Genomic DNA, 18,320 nt, shown 5'->3' with positions numbered 1-18,320 from the left:
GATCTCGCGGCTGATCTCGGCCCTAGATTAGCCCCGCTGCAGAACAGGCGTGTCAATTATGTCTTGAAGTACGACACCGTCAGCCACCCCCAAGAAGTACCCTTACCTGCACAAACAGGTAAGGGTACTTTTCATGTCTGAGCCAATTCAGCTTCAAACTACGCTTAAGCGTTCAGGTTCATGCCAAGTAGCACAACTACATCGACGGCACGGATGACTACCTCTCTCCCCGAAGGGGCCCAGCCCCGCAGACCGTCCACGGCTACACCGACCTCAGCAGCCGCCTGTGCGCTTCCCTCCCCCACCAACGACCATCACCCCACCCGAGACAAGGAAGATCGGTCAGCACGCCCCACAGACCGCGTGGGCGCACTGACCGATAACACCGAGAAGAGCTCTACCGGGTCCGCTCTGTGGCTCCAGTCGCCAAGAGGTCAGCCAGGGAGTCGGCGGTGGCGATGTCGTCCTCGAAGGCGATGAGATAGCCCCACGACTGGCCTACGTAGTCCGGTTTGCCGGCAAGCAGGCGAATGGCCTTCTCGGCGGCGTCCTTCTTGCGCTGGACAGTTTCGTCGTCGCGTCCCCGCTTCGACTTACCCTCGATGATCCAGTGGGTGCCGTCGGTGGCCAGGACCACGAAATCCGGGTGGTAGTCATTCTGTGGTGTGTAGGCGACGACAGCGCCCTCGTGCGGGTAGAGACGCTTCCACCACACCACGTCCGGGTCGAAGTTGAAGATCTCCGCTAGGCGGTACTCGCCGGAGAAGGAGTCGAAGGCCGCGGCCTCGAACAGTCCCTTGGTCCAGGGGCCGTAGTACTCACGCTCCCGGAAGCCGGTGGTCGACTTCCTCGAGTTCTGGGTCACCGTCAGACGCTCGAGAACTTTCCTTCCGAAATCAAGGGTGAAGGAGTCATCAATCGGCAGCTCAACCGGGGTGATTGTTGTCCTGGTCTTGGCCTGGCTGGCGGCCTTCTTCATCTCGGCGACGACAAGGCCACGCAGTTCCTCGGCTGCGGAAAACTTCGCCTTCTCCGTCCACGCCTCGATGCCCGCGTGCTCCATGAATGTCGGCACAATACGGTGGGTGAGCTGATTGCGGTTCTCCGGATCCGTGGACACGATTCCCGTGGTGAGCACGCGGCGGATGAGTTCGGTGCGCACCTCCGCCTCCGACTGCCACAGGCTCTCCACCGCCACCCGGTCAGCGTCCTGGGCGGTAATTGCCCCTTCGCCGGCCTGGTCTGCGTCAGCAACGATCTTTGTGCGCTCGAGATACTCGGAGGTGTTCCGGGTGCGCCTGGCCGCGGCCGCGACCGCCTCGGTCGAGATATCAGCCAGCTCGAAGGGAGCGATGGTCTTCTCCATCGCCGTCGCCGGGAAAAGGAAGGTGGTGCCCGCGAACTCAGGGTTGATGGAGATCGTCACCTGCTCAAAGAGGTCAGCGTCGTCCACGATGTCCTCATCGTCGGTCAGAGCACGGGCGCCGAGAGCGTCAGCCACCGACTGGGCCGGCGAGCTCGCGGCGGCGACCCCCGATGTCTGTTCCTCGCCAGCGGCCGGGCCAGGAATCTGTGGCCCCGTGCCCGCCTGCGGGTGGGGAACATGCCTGGTGCCCGGCCGAGGCAGTACGTCCTCCGGGGCCACCTTTTCCTCAGAGTCGATGCCGAACTCGCGCAGGACGTTCTCAGTCTTGAGCAGGGAGACAAATGACTTATGCGAGATGATGTCCAGCTCGTCGATGGCTCCTACCCCGGTCAACTTCCCGAAGGGCAACCGCAGACCACGGCCCATGACCTGCTGGGTCAATACCTCCGAGCCCATGGCCCGCAGGGTGCACATCACCGCAATACGCTTGGTATCCCACCCCTCGCGAAGCTTGTTGACCGAGACAATCACCCGTACCGGGGAATCCCCGGTATCGAGATACCGTAGGAAGTTCTGGGTGGCAGCATCATCATGTTCATTGTCGACCTGCAGAACAGCCACGTCACTGCCGGTAAACGTCGCGGTGCGCAAGCGCGCGGCGGTCTCGCTGGCATGGGCGACATCGGAGCAGACGACGAACAGCAGCGGTTTAGTCTTCTTGCTTCCAGGATGGGCCGCCCGCCACCCGGCATAGGCCTTCTCCTTCAAAGCCAGCAGGCTCATCGCGTCCTGAAGCTGACGCTCCTCGGAGTCGTAGCCGGAGTTGCGGTAGACCAGCACCGGCTGTTTGACGTAGCCGTCGCTGATCGCCCGCCACAGCGGATACCGGTAGACAATGTCGTCCTTCTTGCCCGGTGAGGCGGTCAGGCCCACGGTCGCCTGTGGCAGCAGCTCCTCCAGCGCCGAGCGGTAGACCTTGGCTGTGGACCCGAACAGGTGCGCCTCGTCGACGATGACCACCAGGTCGTCCAGGGAGCGCAGGTGATCCATCAGCGAGCCGTACTCCTCCTGCCAGCGCCAGGTCTTGCGCCGCTGCGCCTCCTGACCGGTGGCCTGGGACTTGCCGCCGTCCTTGGGCGGGAACAGCTGCTGGACGTTGAAGACGTAGAGCATGGACGCCTCATCCGTGGTGAAGAGGCTGCGGGTGCTCTCAGCCAGGGCGAATCCCTGGGCGTTGTCAGGGGTCACCATGACCGGGGGCCGGGTGAACCCGTCAATGTAGCGCTCGGAGCCGTGGGAGAAGTCCCGGACAGTCTTGTCCTGGACCACCGTATTGGGGGTGACGACCATGACGTTGCGGTGGCCCTGGCGGTTGAGGTACTCGATGAACGCCGCCATGACGAAGGTCTTGCCCACTCCGGTGGCCAGGTCCAGCGTGAGCTGGCCCAGGGGCGTGTACTCGCCGACGTCCAGGCGCCTGACCAGCTCGGTCAGGGCCTCACGGTTGGGGGTGCGCAGGTCGAATCGGGAGGACAACTCCTCGACGAGGTTTTCGTCGTAGCTGATATGCAGAGCCATGGTCTACTTCTCCTCCTGGGCCGTGGTGTAGGTGAACAGGTCCAGCGGGACGTGGAGCACCCGGGAGCCGTTCTTGAAGCGTCGGACATGATCGCGCACGCCCTCCGGGACAATCGTCGCCGCGAGCAGCAATGTGTGCCCCTCGGGCAGATGCGCCATCAGGTCGTCGACCTTGGCGTCGTCGAGGATCCCCTCGACGACCGCGAGATGCTGCCGGCCCAGGATCCCGTCGAAGTGGCGGTCCTCCGGGGTGAGGTAGAAACCCAGATTCGCCGCCACGGACGCCACCAGCGTCGACCCGGTCGCCGCCTCCGTCAGGGTGGTCAAGTTTAAGTCGGGGTCGTAGTCGAAACACGACGGCGACAACCGCGCTACCCTGAAACCACCACCACCGCGCCAGTTGATGACATCCTTCGTCTTCTTGGTCTTGACCAGGTCTTTAACAGCCTTGATAGCCGAATTCTTCTTCAACTCTGGCTGCTCTCTAATAGCCTTGTTAAGCAATGAGGTGAGCTTTTGTGCTTCGTCCGGGGTCATTCCCTCTGGCAAGCCTTCGTCTGTGTTGTCGACACGCTCGCCCGTAGTTAGTGAGATTCCGCCCATGTCCTCGCCATTAATCACCTTGGAGAGACGCGGGAGCGTGAAACGATTGAATGTATCCTCAACGAGCTCAATCGTCACCCAGCGGCGCCCCATCTTCTGGGCAGCTGCAGCAGTCGTACCGGACCCCCCAAAAATATCCAGAACAATGTCACTCGGGTTGGTAGCAATGTGGATAATGCGCTCCAGGAGACGCCCAGGCTTAGGAGTTGAGAAAGCAGACTGGCCCGGAAAGAGGGCGCGAATTTCTTTAGCAGCTGTGTCGTTGTGTCCAACATCTTTCCACTTCAGCAGATTTCGAGGAGCGGAACCCTCCCTTTCCGACAACCATCCCTTCCTCTGAAAACCCCCCGATTTTCGAACGACGAAGTACGGCCAGTTCATCTTGGAGATACGCTGCAAGGCTTTTCTAGCGGCGCTTTCTCTGCTCTCCGCAAGGACCAGGGCCTTAACATCTGGTCTAACTTCCTCGACAGGTAACCCTGCGAGGTCGGCCCTCTCCTGTTCATCACCGATATCGGCGAGCTCATAGTCCGCTCATTCACCCATAACCCGCAATAGAGATTCTTGTGCGAGGCTCCAATGTCGACCACTAGGTGGATAAACTAAGTCGCCGGTAATTGGGTGCTGGATCGCATAAACCATGCCTTGGTGAGTTGCCGAACCAGGCGCCGTTGTATCAGCTGGTTTCCAGGGGCCCTTAGGGTCATGATCCGGGTTCTTATACCTTGAGTCCATCTCAGAGTTTCGAGAGAGCGAATTTACCGAGAAAGACTTGGACTTTCGGTAGACCAGAATGACATCAGTAACCATCGGAATGCCTTTGGAGTCATTTCTAGGGGAATATGTTTTTTCCCATTGCATTTCCGCAACGTAATTTGAGGAACCGAATACTTCATCCATTAGCATGCGCATCCGGTGATTTTCAACATCATCGAGGTGCACCCAAATGGAACCGTCATCGGAGAGCAGCTGGCGCAGGTGGATGAGGCGGTCACGCATCATGGTCAGCCAGATGGAGTGTTCGAGGTTGTCCTCGTAGTTGGCAAACGTCTGTGCGGTGTTGAACGGCGGATCGATGTAGACGCATTTGACCTGGCCGACGTACTTATCGGCGAGTTCCGGCACCTGGGTCAGCGCTTCGAGCACGTCACCAGATTCGCCGAGGATGAGCAGGTTGTCCTCGGTGGGTTCCAGGTCTGCACGCTCGGAGTACGTCACTCCCTCTTCCTTCGGGGATTGCTCACCACGAACTACGCCCTCAGCGACCAGGGTGTGGACCTCACAGTAGCGGGGATCCTTAGGATCGACCCAGGTGTAGCCGTACTTGCCTTCCTCAGTCGGAATCAGTGCCTGGTCCTTGTTGAACCAGGTCAGCTCCAGCTTCTGCGGCCGTCGGCCCATGCTGTCCTCCATCAGTGCTTGATCAATAACTTCAACCAGCTTATCGGCTGGCCTGGGCATCATCTGGTGCAGCATCGAACACGTGTCCCTAGTGGGTGTATTTTCTCAGGACTTGCCCTGGCACTTCATGCCGGTGCCGCCACGTCCTAGAAATCAAGCAGGTTGATGCCGGCGGCCCGGAATTGCTGTTGGTAGTCCCAGTACTGGGCACGTTCCAGCTTCGACGAACGGACACCCCCGAGAGGACGGGTAATCCCGAGAGGACGGGTAATCCCGAGAGCATCGGCGGGGTGTACGGTATCGGCGTAGTCGACAGGGATATGGAAGTAGCGGTAGTTAGCGACCGCGGTGGGATGACCGAGGAGCGTGAGGTACTTGAGTTTCAGGCTGATCCACATCTGCGCTCGGCCGTAGGTGAGGGTGAAGTCCTTCTCATCAGGAGCCTGAGAATGCTCGTTGAACGCCGTCATCCTGTTTACGCACCACGCGTGATGGCGGGCATCGAAGTTTTCTTGAGCGGCCTTCGAGTACTGGACGGGCAGGGGGTCGTTCTTGAGATTGGTGATGAACTCGTACAAGGAGGCGTGGGTTTCCTCCTTAATGGTATCCTTGGCCGGATGCTCTTTGATGCCCTTCATTGCACTGCTCAGCTTGCTGTAGGCATTCTCCGATACCCGTTTCACTCCCGCCGGGGAGATGAAGTCCTCGATGATTAAGGAGCCGAAGTGGGTTCTTAAGAGGCTGTTAAGCCGTTGCGTTTCGTTCACACCCGTCACAGTAAACGCTTGCGTATTTCGGGCAGCGCACTGGGTGTTCTAAGGATCAACAGTTTGGCTCATGCCAGCGCACGGAGGAAGGCCCCCAGGCAGCGCGACCAGATGCTTGGGAGGCTAAAGGTGATGCAAAATTCCCAAGGTCGGCTCCACTTCCGGATCATATGAACTACAGGGCGATTAAGCCATGCCGGGCCCAGCGGTTATCCCCGTGATGGGCATGCTTTCAAGGTGACAGACACTGGCGAAGCTAAACATACGTATGTTTTAACGTTGTAGCGTCATATCGATTTAGCGTATAAAAGTCCGGTTCCCAGACCTCTACTTAGTTCCCCCAGACGGGCTCTTTTGCCGTCCTTCCTGCAGGAAAGTGAATCTGGCGTTTAGGCAAACTTGTCGAACCAGCCCTCATTGACGGTCGGCTGGAAACTAACTCCGGATTCCCCGTCTTCACGGATCAAATCCGCCAGGCGGTCCCCGTCGATGAGATCAACAGTCGGGATGGTGGTCGTGGCGGCTTTGCGGGCAGGCTCGGTGAACCGGCTAAGTGTCACCAGAATCGCCCGTTCTGCCCCCTTGGTTTGGGCATCGCGCTGGAACAAGGCTACGGTGTCCCTCCCAATGGGTTTTCCGTTCGGATCGTAGCGTTTAACCTGGACCGCTACCCGTGAGGAGAGCACCGGACTCAAAGGCGCGGTGCCGATCCCGTCAATGCCCTCGTCTCCACTTCCACCGATATGGGTTAGCTGGAGGCCGTAGCGACGCAGTAGGTAGAGCACGAACTTCTCAAACCCCTCCGGGGAAAGCCGGTGCAGGCGCTCCAGCAGCTGGATCTTCCACCCCGAGGCGGAACTATCGTCGTCGGCTTCTGAGACGGCCAATACCTCTGCGGAAGGCTCATCCTCGTCCCGACCCTCGACACCTGCAGTGAAGGGGTCTTCCAGTTTCTTTCTGCGCTGCTCTCGGTAGTACTCGCGGTCTAGCTCGCGGATCTTCTCGAAGGCTTCCACCTCCGGCAGGGATAGTAGTTCTTCTCCCAGGTCTGTGGTCAGATACATTCCCCGGGAAGGTTGCTCGAGAGCGCCGATGAGTTTGGCGGTGGACCGTCCCCAGGAGGCGCGTTCGGGGAAGACAGCCACGTCCGGGCGGTTGGGGTAGGTCACCTGGAGGAGGTCGTCCGCATCGGGATAATTCTCGACGATATGGTCAATGATCTCCTTCGCTTTCGCTGACCCGCCCAGCTCTGCAACAGCGCGAATAGCCGGCAGTACCAAGTGCTGATGAGTGGGCATGCCCTGGTTGGTAAGCGACATCCATATTCCTTCCTCCAGCAAGTATCCTCATCCTTCCAGAAGCCCTAGGGCACGTCCGGAGAATGGGTCGATCTGTCGATAAGGCTGTGTTTCTTCTAGCTTTATTCCTGATCACCGCTTCCTCTGTAGAGCTCTCTCTTCGAATATTTATCCCTGGCGGGCGGCCCACAGTGCGTCGGGAAGGCGAAGGGCGGTGGTGTTATAAAATCTGGAAGGGCCCTGCAGTGATCAAGGTCAAAGTGCTCTGACCATTACCTATACGTGTCCTAGGGGGTGTCCCTATGTTTTTGTCAAGAGGCAAGCGTTGTACTCACTGAAGTGTTTCGGGGGTAGTTCGTGATTCTCGTGGTGGGCATGACTGATCGACTGGTCGACATGGTCACCGTCGACCAGCTGATCGTGCTGAAGTTGGACTAGGCGGCCACTCTGGCTGGAACTTCCCGAAAGAACTCAGCTCTAGTCAGCATGGCGTAGATGACATTGCACCTGCGTCTAGCCAAACACATCACCGCAGCGTTGTGTCGCTTACCCTCGGCCCGTTTTCGCTCGTAGTAGGTCTTGGATGGCTCGTGAAACCGAATTGATGCGAATGCCGAGTAGAACAACGCATTCTTGAGTCTTTTGTTACCTGATCTAGCCGGGAATTCACCTCGAATGGATGTGCCGGACCTTCGGGTCACCGGGGCGATTCCCGCATAGGCAGCCAGGTGGCCGGCGGACCGGAAGTCAGAACAATCACCGACGGCCAGGAGGATGTTGGCTGCAGTCTTGATGCCAACTCCCGGCATGGACATCAAGACCTGGTGAAGAGGGAATTCTTCGAGTAGCTCCTCAACTTGTTCCGCGATGGTCTTGCGTTGTTCCAGCAGGGCTTTGATGTTGGTAGCCAACTGCGGGATGACGATTTCCGCAGCTGTCGTGCCAGGCACTGTCACGGTCTGGGCTTTCAGACCATCAAAGATCGCATCCACGAGTGTGGTGGGATCCTTCTTGGCGCGTTTACTCATCCAGGCTAAAACCCGGTGGTAACCGGCCTTCTTCATCTTCGTCGGTCCGCCGTAGTGGATGAGCATGTCCAGGACCAAGGGCCTGGTGATGATGTCGCCAGCCAGGGCTCGTTCGAAGCTGGGGTAGATCTGGGTGAGCACGCTGCGCAGTCGGTTAATCGTGCGAGTGCAATCCTTGGCGATGTCATCATCGAATCCGGATAGCATCTTCAACGCCGACAGGATTTCGTTATCCCGGTCTACTGCCCGCAGGGTGTGTGGCATGGTCCGTGCGGTATCGGCGATGATGAAGGCGTCCCGACGGTCGGTTTTAGACCGCCCTGGATAAAGATCAGCGGCCTTGCGCATCGCTAATCCGGGCAGGAACCCACCAGACAGCCGGCATCTCTGGCCACTGCGATGGGCAAGGCACCGATGGTGTTGGGTTGATCGACAACCACCAGGACGGTGCCATGGGTCTGGAGTTCGGTGAAGACTTTCCGGAGTTGGTTTTCGTCCTGGGGCAGGGGTTTGTCGTAGATGATTTCGCCTGTTTCCAGCATGGCGCAGGCGTGATGATTAGTTTTGCCGACGTCTAATCCGATGTAGACGTCGACGGTGCCGGTGGTCATGTTCCGGCCTCCTTGAATGTCGTAGCAACAGTGACGGGTCAAACTACGTCGCTGGTGTCTTGACATCCGGTGCTGGCACCCACGTTACAAAGAGACCTAAGACAAGTTGCTTGGCCGTGTCCCTATTAGCAGTCAACGGTTGTCCTGGAGTCCCGGGGGCAACACCCCCCGGATCATTGTAACTACAGGGGCAATAAGCCATACCGGGCCCAGCGACTATCCCCATTATCGGGGATACCATCAAAGTAACGGGCGCTCGCTGCGCTCGCCGGTTGCCTGCCGGTGTGCCTCCAGGTCAATAACTCCCATGCGGGCCAGCAGATCATCAATGTCAGGGATCGGCTGTGAGTCCCACGTCGCCTGCTGAGCAATCTGGCCATAGAGCGTGATCCACGGCTCAAAAGACAAACCTGACTCGTGCATCATCGACGCGGCACTGGCGAGATGGAGACCGTGCTTTGCATCGGTCCAATCCAGCTCGATGTCATGACGAGCGGCGAGCGTTTCCATGTACGCCCGCGTCGTGCGCCCGTTGCCCTCCCGCAATGGGTGGACAGCGTTGAGCTGAGCGTGAACCTTGGCCAGTGCCTTGATCTTCTCGATCGTGCCGAGGTCGTCCCACGGCGTTGCTTCCATGCGGCTTTGGATCACGTCAAGATTGTCCTCGATGGCCTCCCATGATGTGAAGGTCACCGCGGAGTCAGCGAGCACCGGATGCTCTTTGCTGATGTCCACGTCGCGCCACTCACCGGCCCACTCGTAGCAGTCCTGAAAGATCGTGTGGTGGATCTGGCGGAGCTCGTCGGCAAGGTGGCCGGCGTCGAACCCGAACTCGGGAAGATCGACTTCTCGCAGTGAGACCAGCTCGGCCTCGACACGCGACCAGGACGGGTCGGTGAGGTCGAATTTGTTGCGCAGCACGCCAGTGTCGGGATAGAGGTAGTCATCCCACCGCTGTCGGTGCGTGCGTTCCCATGACGGCTCTCCTGCATCATCCTGACTCATTTTCAGCCCATACTTTCGCAGCACGTCCGCCCGAGCTTGGTCAGCGGTCGTGACCCCGGCCATCACGCGGGTCATTCGGCTAACCGCGTCCTGGTCAAGATCGGCGTCCTCGATGTGGGCTGAGGCCACAATGTTGTCGAGCCGATGTTGCTGACGCTTTGACAGTGCGGGGTGCTTGCGGGGGTTGGGCATGATTTCCTTCCGGTGGTTTTACGCGGGGGCAGGGTTAGTCGAGCGGTCAGTCTTCTCGTTCTAGTGCGCGGTAGAGGGTGGTGCGGTTGACGTTGTACTCGCGGGCGAGCTTGGCCTTGGTGTCGGCATCAAAGGACGTTTGCACAGGTGTCAGAAGTGGTCTGCACGTTTGCTCACCCACACGGAGGAGCCTCGGGTGGGGACCCCCATCCACTGGTCATCATGTGATGTATGGTCAGTACATGCTGACTATAGCTTCCCGTGTTGATGTGATGAACCGATTGGGCCGGGCCATGGCCGATCCCACCCGCTCCCGGATTCTGCTGTCCCTGCTGGAGGGACCGGGGTATCCGGCCCAGCTGGCCCGCGACCTGGATCTATCGCGGACGAATGTCTCCAACCACCTGGCGTGTCTGCGCGGGTGCGGGATCGTCGTCGCCGAGCCCGAGGGCCGGCGCACCCGTTATGAGATGGCCGATGCCCACCTGGCCCGGGCGCTGACCGCCCTGGTGGAGACCACCCTGGCCGTCGATGAGAATGTCCCCTGCCTGGCCCCGCAGTGTTCGGTTGAGGGCTGCTGCGACACAGAAGGAGGTGACCGGCAGTGAGCTCCGCGTGCGGCTGTGAACCGGCCGAGCCGATGACCGACCACGAGGAGTCCCGCCCCTGGTGGCAGGACAGGTCCATCCTCATCCCGATGGCCTCCGGTGCGGCCCTGCTCATTGGGCTGATCCTCGAGTGGTTTATCCCCGGATCCGACGCAGTAGCCCTCGTGCTGTTCTGGGTGGCGCTGCTGTTGGGTGCCTCCCAGTTCGTCCCCGGGGCCCTCAAGGGGTTGTTCACCAAGGGCAAGCTCGGTATCGGGTTGTTGATGACGATCAGCGCCATCGGCGCGGTGGTGCTCGGTTTCATCGAGGAAGCCGCCGCCCTGGCCTTCCTCTATTCCATTGCCGAGGCCCTGGAGGACAAGGCGATGGATAAGGCCCGTTCGGGCCTGCGAGCCCTGCTGGCCCTGATTCCCTCAACCGCGACCATCATTACCGCGCACGGGGCCACCCGTACGGTGCCGGTCGAGGAGCTCGTCACCGGTGATGTGCTGCGCCTGTCCGCCGGTGAGCGTTTGGCTACCGACGGGGTGGTCCGCTCCGGGCGCAGCAGCCTAGACACCTCGGCGATCACCGGGGAATCCATCCCCGTGGAAGTCGGCCCCGGGGATGCGGTGTTGGCCGGATCGATCAACACCTCCGGCACCCTCGAGGTCGAGGCAACCGCCGCCGGCACGGACAACTCCCTGACCACGGTCGTCGCCCTGGTTGAGCAGGCCCAAAACGATAAGGGGCAGCGGGCGCGGATCGCCGACCGCCTGGCCCGCCCCCTGGTACCCGGGGTGCTCGTCCTGGCGGTGCTGGTGGCCGTGGTCGGTTCCCTGGTCGGGGACCCGGGGGTGTGGATTGAACGTGCCCTGGTGGTGCTGGTTGCGGCCTCGCCGTGCGCGTTGGCGATCTCGGTGCCGGTCACGGTGGTCTCGGCGATTGGGGCGGCCAGTAAATTCGGTGTGGTCATCAAATCCGGGGCGGCGTTTGAACGCCTCGGCGGCATCCGCCACCTGGCACTCGATAAGACGGGCACCTTGACCCGCAACCAGCCCACCGTCACGGCCGTCCTGACCACCGAGGACGCCAGCCGGGCAGAGATCCTCGGGTGGGCGGGCGCGCTGGAGGCCCACTCCACCCACCCGTTGGCCGCGGCGATTACCGCCGCCGCCGATCATGTTCCGTCCGCCCAGCAGGTCGATGAGGTCGCCGGTCAGGGGATGACCGGGCTCATCGACGGGGCACAGCTCGCGGTCGGCAGCCCCCGTTGGCTGACCCCCGGCTCCCTGGCCGGTGAGGTCGAGAACCTGGAAAACCAGGGCATGACCGTCGTCGTCGTCCACCGCGACCATCAGCCGGTGGGGGCGATCGGGGTACGCGATGAACTGCGTCCCGAAGCGGCCGAGGTCATCGCGTCCCTGACGGCCGAGGAGGTGGGGATCACCATGCTTACCGGTGACAACCGGCGTACCGCCACCGCCCTGGCCCACGAGGCCGGTATTGAGGATGTGCGGGCGCAGCTGCACCCGGAGGACAAGGCTCAGGCGGTGGCGGGGCTGGCCGGTCGGGGTCCGGTGGCGATGATCGGTGACGGCATCAACGACGCCCCCGCCCTGGCACGGGCCGATATCGGCATCGCCATGGGGGCCAAGGGCTCGGATGCTGCCATCGAATCCGCGGATGTGGCCTTTACCGGCGATGACCTGCGCCTGATCCCCCGGGCCCTGCACCATGCCCGCCGGGGACGGGCCATTATCAACCAGAACATCGCCTTGTCGCTGGCGATCATCATCGTCCTCCTCCCGTTGGCGATCACCGGCGTGCTGGGTCTGGCGGCTGTCGTGCTGGTCCACGAGGTCGCCGAGGTCATTGTCATCGCCAACGGCCTGCGCGCCGCCCGCACCGCAACTATCACGACCCCACGGGCCACTGGCACACTGTCTACGCCGGTGCCCAGCCCCGCCGGGTCGCACCCCTGACCCCCTTTTGATCTGACCGTGTCCGATTTTTCTGAAAGTAGAACACTGCCGTGAGCAAAAACGCGATCCTCTCGCTGTCCCTGATCGCCCTCGTCCCGATCCTCCTGGTCGCCCTGCTGGCCTTTACCGGCCCCGAGACCCCCGAGCCGGAGGGCCTGACCGGGGAGATGGCCCCGACCGAACTGCTGGTCCGCGAGGACAGCCCCCGGCTGTCTGAGGGGGAGGAGACGGTCTTTGTCGAGTTCCTCGACTTCGAGTGTGAAAGCTGCATCGCCCTCTACCCCGTCATCGAGGACCTGCGGGCCGAGTACGGCGATCGGGTCAGCTTCGTGGTGCGGCATATGCCGTTGCACGCCAACTCCGTCGATGCAGCCCTGGCCGCCGAGGCCGCCGGTGAGCAGGGCCAGTTCGAGGCGATGTACCAGCGCCTGTTCGAAACCGACCACGAGTGGGGGCATCAGCCCACCTCCCAGCAGGAGACCTTCTTCGGCTACGCCGCGGATCTCGGGCTCGACATGGACCGCTTCGAAGCCGACTTCCACGACCCGGCCACCCTGGCCCGGATCGAGCAAAGCCAGCGCGACGCCCAGGCCGTGGGCGTGACCGGCACCCCGACGTTCTTCCTCGACGGGCAGCGCCTGGACCCCACCAGCGTCGATGATCTGCACGCCAGTGTTGAGGCAGTGCTCAATGACTGACCTCCAGACCCGCTCTGACACGGCGGCCCCGGCCACCCCGACCGCCCCGGTGGCCGGTCGGCGGCTGGGGGTCCTGCTGCTGGTCGGTGGAGTGATCGGGTTGATCGCGGCGACCGTGTTGTTGATCGAGAAAATCGCCCTGCTGGGCAACCCCGACTACATCCCCACCTGCAATATCAATCCCATCCTGTCGTGCGGCTCGGTCATGACCACCCCACAGGCCGAGGCGTTCGGTGTCCCCAACCCGGTGATCGGGATCGCTGGGTTCGCCGCGGTCGCGGTCATCGGGGCGGCGATCCTGGCCGGGGGACGTTTTCACCCTTGGTTCCGGGTGGCCACCCAGGCAGGGGTCACCTTCGCGGTGGTGTTCGTTCACTGGTTGATCTACCAGAGCCTGTACGTCATCGGTGCCCTGTGCCCGTACTGCATGGTCGTGTGGGCGGTGACGATCCCGCTGTTCTGGTACACCACCCTGGCTAACCTCCAGCCGTTCCGTCAGGCGGGGCCGCAGTGGGCCCGCAGGATCATTGACACTCTCACCAGTTATCACGGTGTGGTGCTCACCGTCTGGGTCCTGGGCATCATCATCTTGATCGCCCACCGGTTCTGGGACTACTGGACCACCCTGGTGTGAACCTGGTATCTCGCTTCCCTAGAAGTGGAACACTCCGAGCAGAGCTACTTGGAAAATCCTGGTCCCAGGACAGGCTCTAGCCGCTTTTCGGCTGTAGCCGTCCCGTGACGAGATGGCACCAAGCAAAGCGGCCCTGTTGTTTTCGAAGCGAGGACGGGTGGGGGGCTACCGGTGAGATAATGATTCCATGGGAAAGAAGCCAGGTCGGCCCTCGCGCCATACTCGCCGGAAACAGCAGCGGTTAGACCGCGGTTTTACGCTCACGGTGGGGGCCGCTCCCACCAGTCGAAGTGCTAGTGGTGCGGTTGCCTTGCACAACGAACTCCGCCTTGTTCGGAGCTCGTTGTTGTATGCCGATCGGGTTGACCTGATCGCGCCTGCCGCGTCTTTGCTGTGGACGTTTGCCCCTCTGCGTGGATTAGATCCAGACGATGTGTGGGAAACAGTCGCGGATCTTCCGCCAGAGGCATTGCAGCGTCTGGGAGTGGAAGAATCTGCGGTGCCGTTGCCGGTCTTTCGCCAGATGATGCGCAGCCTGGGGAAACGCTCGGCGATGGACCCGGAGCGTGTGGAAGGCGAAAGGCTGTGGCGGCCGGCCATCCAGGAGATACTCCGGGATGTCGAAGAGACTTTTGGCGGGGCGGAAGCACCCGAACTTGAACTGGCCCTGGACACCGGGGATGTCCGCCTTCTCGACACGGGTAAGCAGCTAGAGGACCCTGTCGATCAGCAGGTGGCAGGGTTTCGACACCGGATTGCCGAGGCTCTGGACAATCCCAGCGGTACGGTCTTATTTGATCAGCTCACCACGTCGATAGTTCGGGAGGACGATTCCCTGCGGGAGAAGTTTTCACCGGTGGGAAGGGACCGGTCTCGTCGGGCAGCGACCGGAACCGGGTTGGTGGAGTGGTTGCCGGTTTTCCCTGACGCTCCCATGTCGTCCGTCCTCGAAGCGCGGGAGGAGCTCGCGGACGGCCGCGCTAAGTACCGGGCTTCGGTGAAGGCTCTAGCTGCTGAGCTTCAGTCCTCCGCCCTCGATGACACGCTGCCCAGTGACATTGAAGAGCTATGGCGAGACGAAGTGCGTCCTACTCTTGTGGATCTACGGAAAACAGTGAAGGGCTCCCGGATCGCCAAAGAAACTGGTCTCCGCCTAGCCACTGAGGGGTACGGCATTCCGACCATCGCAGTCACCCTCACCAGCCTGAGCAGCGTTGTCGACCTCCTCCCTACCGCAGCCGCGGCGATGGCGGCTTCATTGCGGATTGCAGCTGCTGGGGCGAGGGAAGCAGTCGAGGCGAGAGCGGCCAAGAAGAAACATGAACTGGTGTATCTGTTGGACCTCAACAAGAAACTGGGGAACTTCGGACTCGATTAATTACCCTCGTTCGAGTGCGCGGTAAAGCGTGGTGCGGTTGACGTTGTATTCGCGGGCGAGCTTGGCCTTAGGCACACCAGCGGCGATCTTCTCTCGAATCTCCTGGAGGTCCTCGTCGGTGAGCTTTTTCGCTCTCCCCTTGTACTTGCCGGCGGCCTTGGCCAGAGCGATACCCTCGGCCTGGCGCTCACGAATCAAGGAGCGCTCGAACTCGGCGAACGACCCGAGGAGGTTGAGGGTCAGCTGATCCCGTGGGTCGGTGGCGTCGGGGCGGTAGATGGCTCGTTCCTTGATGAAGTTCACGGACGCGCCCTTGGCGAGGATCCGGTCGACTAGCTGGCGGAGGTCGATCAGGGAGCGGGCGAGTCGGTCCATCGAGGCGACCCGGAGCTCGTCGCCGTCGCGGAGGTAGTCGATGCAGTCCTCGAGTCCCTGACGGGGTGCGCCGGTTTTGCCGGAGGCGTGATCGGTGAAGACGCGGTCGACTTCTCCGATGGTCTCGAGTTGGCGGTCCAGGTTCTGGTCGATGGTGGAGACGCGGCAGTAGCCGATCAGGAGGCCGCCGGGGCACGAAGTGTGTTGCACCATGTTTAAGAGTGTTGCACAGGTGTGTTGAGAAATACTGTTTTTGGACTTACCGCAACAGGGGTTTTGGGACTCGTCTCACCTGTTGCTCTGGGGTATACCCAAACAGCCCCTCACTCCCTCCTGGCATTTACAGGCCCTTCATTAAGAGATGTGAAAATGGTTAGCGTCACTTGAGTTATGTTCAGGGACGCTCCTACAGCAAATAGCAACCCCTTGTTAATGCTCAGTGGCGTGGTTGCCAGCGCCGGAGGTGGCCCCTGCCTTGCCCGGACCAAAATGTGAGCCCTCAGCAGAACCGAGTCGGCTTAGTAGGGCGAAGCGGTATCATTAAGTTTTCACTCCGCGCATCGATTCTCGAGGATGCTATACGGGCAGGTGAGGAGTGCGGTGTGCATGACGAGTATGTATCGAGCAAAAAGAGTGTTTGGAGACTTTCGCAATGAGTGAGACCGCAGGAACTTGGCTAAACAACCTCACCAGTCTCTACACCCCCACCTCCACGCAGTTCGATGCGGCTAAGAGTCACCGTTCCTCGATCGAGGCGCGCTTGAATGACACCATCGGCATCTACCGAATGTCTGAGATCGGTTCTTTGCGGCACGGCACGGGCATCTGGACCTTTAGCGACGCCGACTATCTTGTCTCTCTCAAAGGCGACAGGCCATCATCGCCGTGGACAACCCTGATCAAAGTCAAAGAGGGGCTTCAGCAGCGCTTTCCGGGCACTCACATTGCTATCCGCCAACCTGCTGTCGTCTGCGAATTCTCTGATGGGGTGGTTGAGGTTGTTCCCGGATACATCAGCAGTAGTGGTTATTGGATCCCGAACCCCGCCGGTGGTTGGATGAAGAGCCATCCGGAAGAACACAACGAATATGTCAACAGCGTCAATAAAAAACATAACGGTGGCGCAAAGACACTCGCTCGTCAGCTGAAAATCTGGAAGTATCTTCGCAGCGTCCCAGTCTCCTCTTGCTACCTCGAGATGCGGGCCGCCCAACATCTGGCAGATGAACCAGCATACTTAGCGTTCTGGGACCTCCACGTTGCACTCAAGAAAATGCACAACGCGAGCCTGGCGGCGATGAACGATCCGACCGGACTAGGTTCACGGTTCGGAGCATGCTCCTCAGAGGCGAAACGAGCCGAAGCGCTCTCTAAACTTGGCACAGCCGTTGTACGCGCACGCAAGGCTCGAGAGTTTGAGTCGGCCGGGGAGCACGCCCAAGCAATAGAGCAGTTGAAGTTGCTCTTCAATAGATAGTGGTCAGCGATGGTTGTTACCGGTAATTACACTCCACCAAAAACTGGAGCTACCCTCCTGAGGCGTCAGAATGAACTTGTTGCCTTGCGCCTCCTGATCGCCCAGAGGCGCCTGTACTCACGCGCAAAGCGGTGCGTCGCACTTCGCTGGTGCGGGATGCTCATTATCGGCCTCGCTGCACCCATAGTCGCAGTGATCTGCCCGCAGAGCAGTGTGATGATAGGAAGCATCGCGGGAGCCTGGCTCTTCCTCGGACGCACCCTGCTGCTGCACCTTCAGACGGAGAACACGGAACAGGCGGCTGCCGTGCAAGAACAGTTCGATCTCTATGTCTACGACATGCCCGCGGGCACTTCTCGCCCAAAGCTGCCTCCACTGGAGGACATTTCTCTCGTGGCTGGTCCAGACAGTGAGCTAGTCACCGTTGCGAAGCAGGAGGAACTGCTCAATTGGTATGAGGTCGCTAAGGATGATCTGGGGGAAGTCGCGGTTGCAACCGCACAGCGCTCGAACGCTGCCTATAGCTACCGCCTCCTGAAGATTACGGGAGGCATCTGGGCGACGGTTGCTGCGCTTTGGGTAGCGGCGCTCATCGTAATCTGCATCGTTACGGGTCTGACGCTCGCGATATTTCTGCTCGGGGTCGTACTTCCACTGCTCCCCGCATTCCTCGACGTAACTGATTACATCATCGGAATTATGCGTTCGACCAGCGACCGTAAGGCGCTTTACCAAGAGATTGAGAGCAAGATCGCAAACAAGGACGACGGGATCACCGGCGAGAACTTGCGCATTTGGCAAGAAGCGCTGTTTGAACTTCGCCGCGATACGCCCGCAGTGCCCGATTTCATTTATAAGCTTCACCGTCAGAAGAGTGAGGTGGCGATGTCAACTGCTGCTGTGCAGTTAAGCAAGAGCGCTCGCCAGGTGAACGAGTGATAACGAGGGTGCCCTGGGATTACTGATATCGTTCGCACCACCAAAGCGGTGTGGACCGGTGAGATCTTCCCTCGGGTGGGGTGCTTCACCGCCGATGGGCGATAGTCTGAAGTGACCACTCATCATCATGAACGGAGGTCGGTGTCACCGTGTACCCCAACGATTCAGCGGCCCGGCGAGCGCGACGAAGGAGAGTCGACACCATGGAGATCACCCCGCAACGCCTGGCCACGGCACGGCGACTGGGCAACACTCCAGCCAAGGTCATCCGGGAGAGCTGGGAGACGGTGTTCCAGGCTGTCGACGACTCCGCCAGGACTCTGCTCAGGTAGCCGCGACCAAAGGAGTCACAGCCCTGCAACCGTGCCATGAGGGTGACCGGATGCAGGGCATTCTGT

General features: G+C 60.6%; 13 protein-coding genes and 2 pseudogenes. 7 read left to right on the top strand and 8 right to left on the bottom strand.

What is annotated here, in order from left to right; genetic code table 11:
• Positions 1-397: 397 nt before the first annotated feature.
• The 7 genes and pseudogenes from C5Y44_RS11935 to C5Y44_RS13330 all read right to left on the bottom strand — a co-directional run bounded on the left by C5Y44_RS11935 (position 398) and on the right by C5Y44_RS13330 (position 9,994).
• The gene (locus tag C5Y44_RS11935; protein ID WP_105325128.1) at positions 398-2,944 is read right to left on the bottom strand and encodes a DEAD/DEAH box helicase; all 2,547 of its coding nucleotides are present in this window, start codon (positions 2,942-2,944) and stop codon (positions 398-400) included.
• A 3-nt stretch (positions 2,945-2,947) separates the two neighbouring features.
• A pseudogene (locus C5Y44_RS13520) lies at positions 2,948-4,948 on the bottom strand (site-specific DNA-methyltransferase).
• Positions 4,949-5,094: 146 nt separating this feature from the next.
• Positions 5,095-5,715, bottom strand: coding sequence for a hypothetical protein (locus C5Y44_RS11925; RefSeq protein WP_146108502.1), 621 nt, complete (start codon positions 5,713-5,715; stop codon positions 5,095-5,097).
• Positions 5,716-6,104: 389 nt separating this feature from the next.
• Positions 6,105-7,034, bottom strand: coding sequence for a restriction endonuclease (locus C5Y44_RS11920; protein ID WP_369831092.1), 930 nt, complete (start codon positions 7,032-7,034; stop codon positions 6,105-6,107).
• Between the two features lie 413 nt (positions 7,035-7,447).
• A pseudogene (locus tag C5Y44_RS11915) lies at positions 7,448-8,652 on the bottom strand (IS110 family transposase).
• 240 nt (positions 8,653-8,892) lie between these two features.
• On the bottom strand, positions 8,893-9,849 hold the full coding sequence (locus tag C5Y44_RS11910) for a Fic family protein (protein WP_105325126.1): 957 nt from the start codon (positions 9,847-9,849) through the stop codon (positions 8,893-8,895).
• A 46-nt stretch (positions 9,850-9,895) separates the two neighbouring features.
• Positions 9,896-9,994: a helix-turn-helix domain-containing protein gene (locus C5Y44_RS13330; RefSeq protein ID WP_158255484.1), complete on the bottom strand. Its 99-nt coding sequence runs from the start codon at positions 9,992-9,994 to the stop codon at positions 9,896-9,898.
• A gap of 97 nt (positions 9,995-10,091) precedes the next feature.
• Here C5Y44_RS13330 and C5Y44_RS11905 point away from each other — a divergent pair, with 97 nt between their 5' ends.
• The 5 genes from C5Y44_RS11905 to C5Y44_RS11885 all read left to right on the top strand — a co-directional run bounded on the left by C5Y44_RS11905 (position 10,092) and on the right by C5Y44_RS11885 (position 15,131).
• On the top strand, positions 10,092-10,457 hold the full coding sequence (locus C5Y44_RS11905) for a helix-turn-helix transcriptional regulator (RefSeq protein ID WP_105325139.1): 366 nt from the start codon (positions 10,092-10,094) through the stop codon (positions 10,455-10,457).
• On the top strand, positions 10,454-12,421 hold the full coding sequence (locus C5Y44_RS11900; RefSeq protein WP_369831091.1) for a heavy metal translocating P-type ATPase: 1,968 nt from the start codon (positions 10,454-10,456) through the stop codon (positions 12,419-12,421). The genes C5Y44_RS11905 and C5Y44_RS11900 overlap by 4 nt, the downstream gene beginning before the upstream one ends.
• Before the next feature lie 50 nt (positions 12,422-12,471).
• The gene (locus C5Y44_RS11895; protein WP_199186049.1) at positions 12,472-13,119 is read left to right on the top strand and encodes a thioredoxin domain-containing protein; all 648 of its coding nucleotides are present in this window, start codon (positions 12,472-12,474) and stop codon (positions 13,117-13,119) included.
• Entirely contained in the window at positions 13,112-13,753 is a 642-nt protein-coding gene (locus C5Y44_RS11890) for a vitamin K epoxide reductase family protein (protein WP_105325125.1), read from the top strand. Before C5Y44_RS11895 ends, C5Y44_RS11890 begins: the two co-directional genes overlap by 8 nt.
• A 187-nt stretch (positions 13,754-13,940) precedes the next feature.
• A complete protein-coding gene (locus tag C5Y44_RS11885) occupies positions 13,941-15,131 on the top strand; it encodes a hypothetical protein (protein ID WP_105325124.1) in 1,191 nt (396 codons plus the stop codon).
• On the opposite strand, the gene C5Y44_RS11880 is transcribed toward C5Y44_RS11885, so the two are convergent.
• Positions 15,132-15,719, bottom strand: coding sequence for a recombinase family protein (locus tag C5Y44_RS11880; RefSeq protein WP_105325123.1), 588 nt, complete (start codon positions 15,717-15,719; stop codon positions 15,132-15,134).
• A 439-nt stretch (positions 15,720-16,158) separates the two neighbouring features.
• On the opposite strand from C5Y44_RS11880, the gene C5Y44_RS11875 reads away from it, so the two are divergent.
• Complete coding sequence (locus tag C5Y44_RS11875; RefSeq protein WP_105325122.1) at positions 16,159-16,983, top strand: nucleotidyltransferase; 825 nt, start codon at positions 16,159-16,161, stop codon at positions 16,981-16,983.
• A 9-nt stretch (positions 16,984-16,992) separates the two neighbouring features.
• A complete protein-coding gene (locus tag C5Y44_RS11870; protein WP_105325121.1) occupies positions 16,993-17,922 on the top strand; it encodes an S-4TM family putative pore-forming effector in 930 nt (309 codons plus the stop codon).
• Positions 17,923-18,320 lie beyond the last annotated feature (398 nt).

The organism is Corynebacterium sp. J010B-136 (genome assembly GCF_002967075.1).
Lineage (GTDB): Bacteria > Actinomycetota > Actinomycetes > Mycobacteriales > Mycobacteriaceae > Corynebacterium.
Note: the sequence above shows the minus strand (reverse complement) of the source record. Positions and strands in the feature narration are given on the sequence as shown.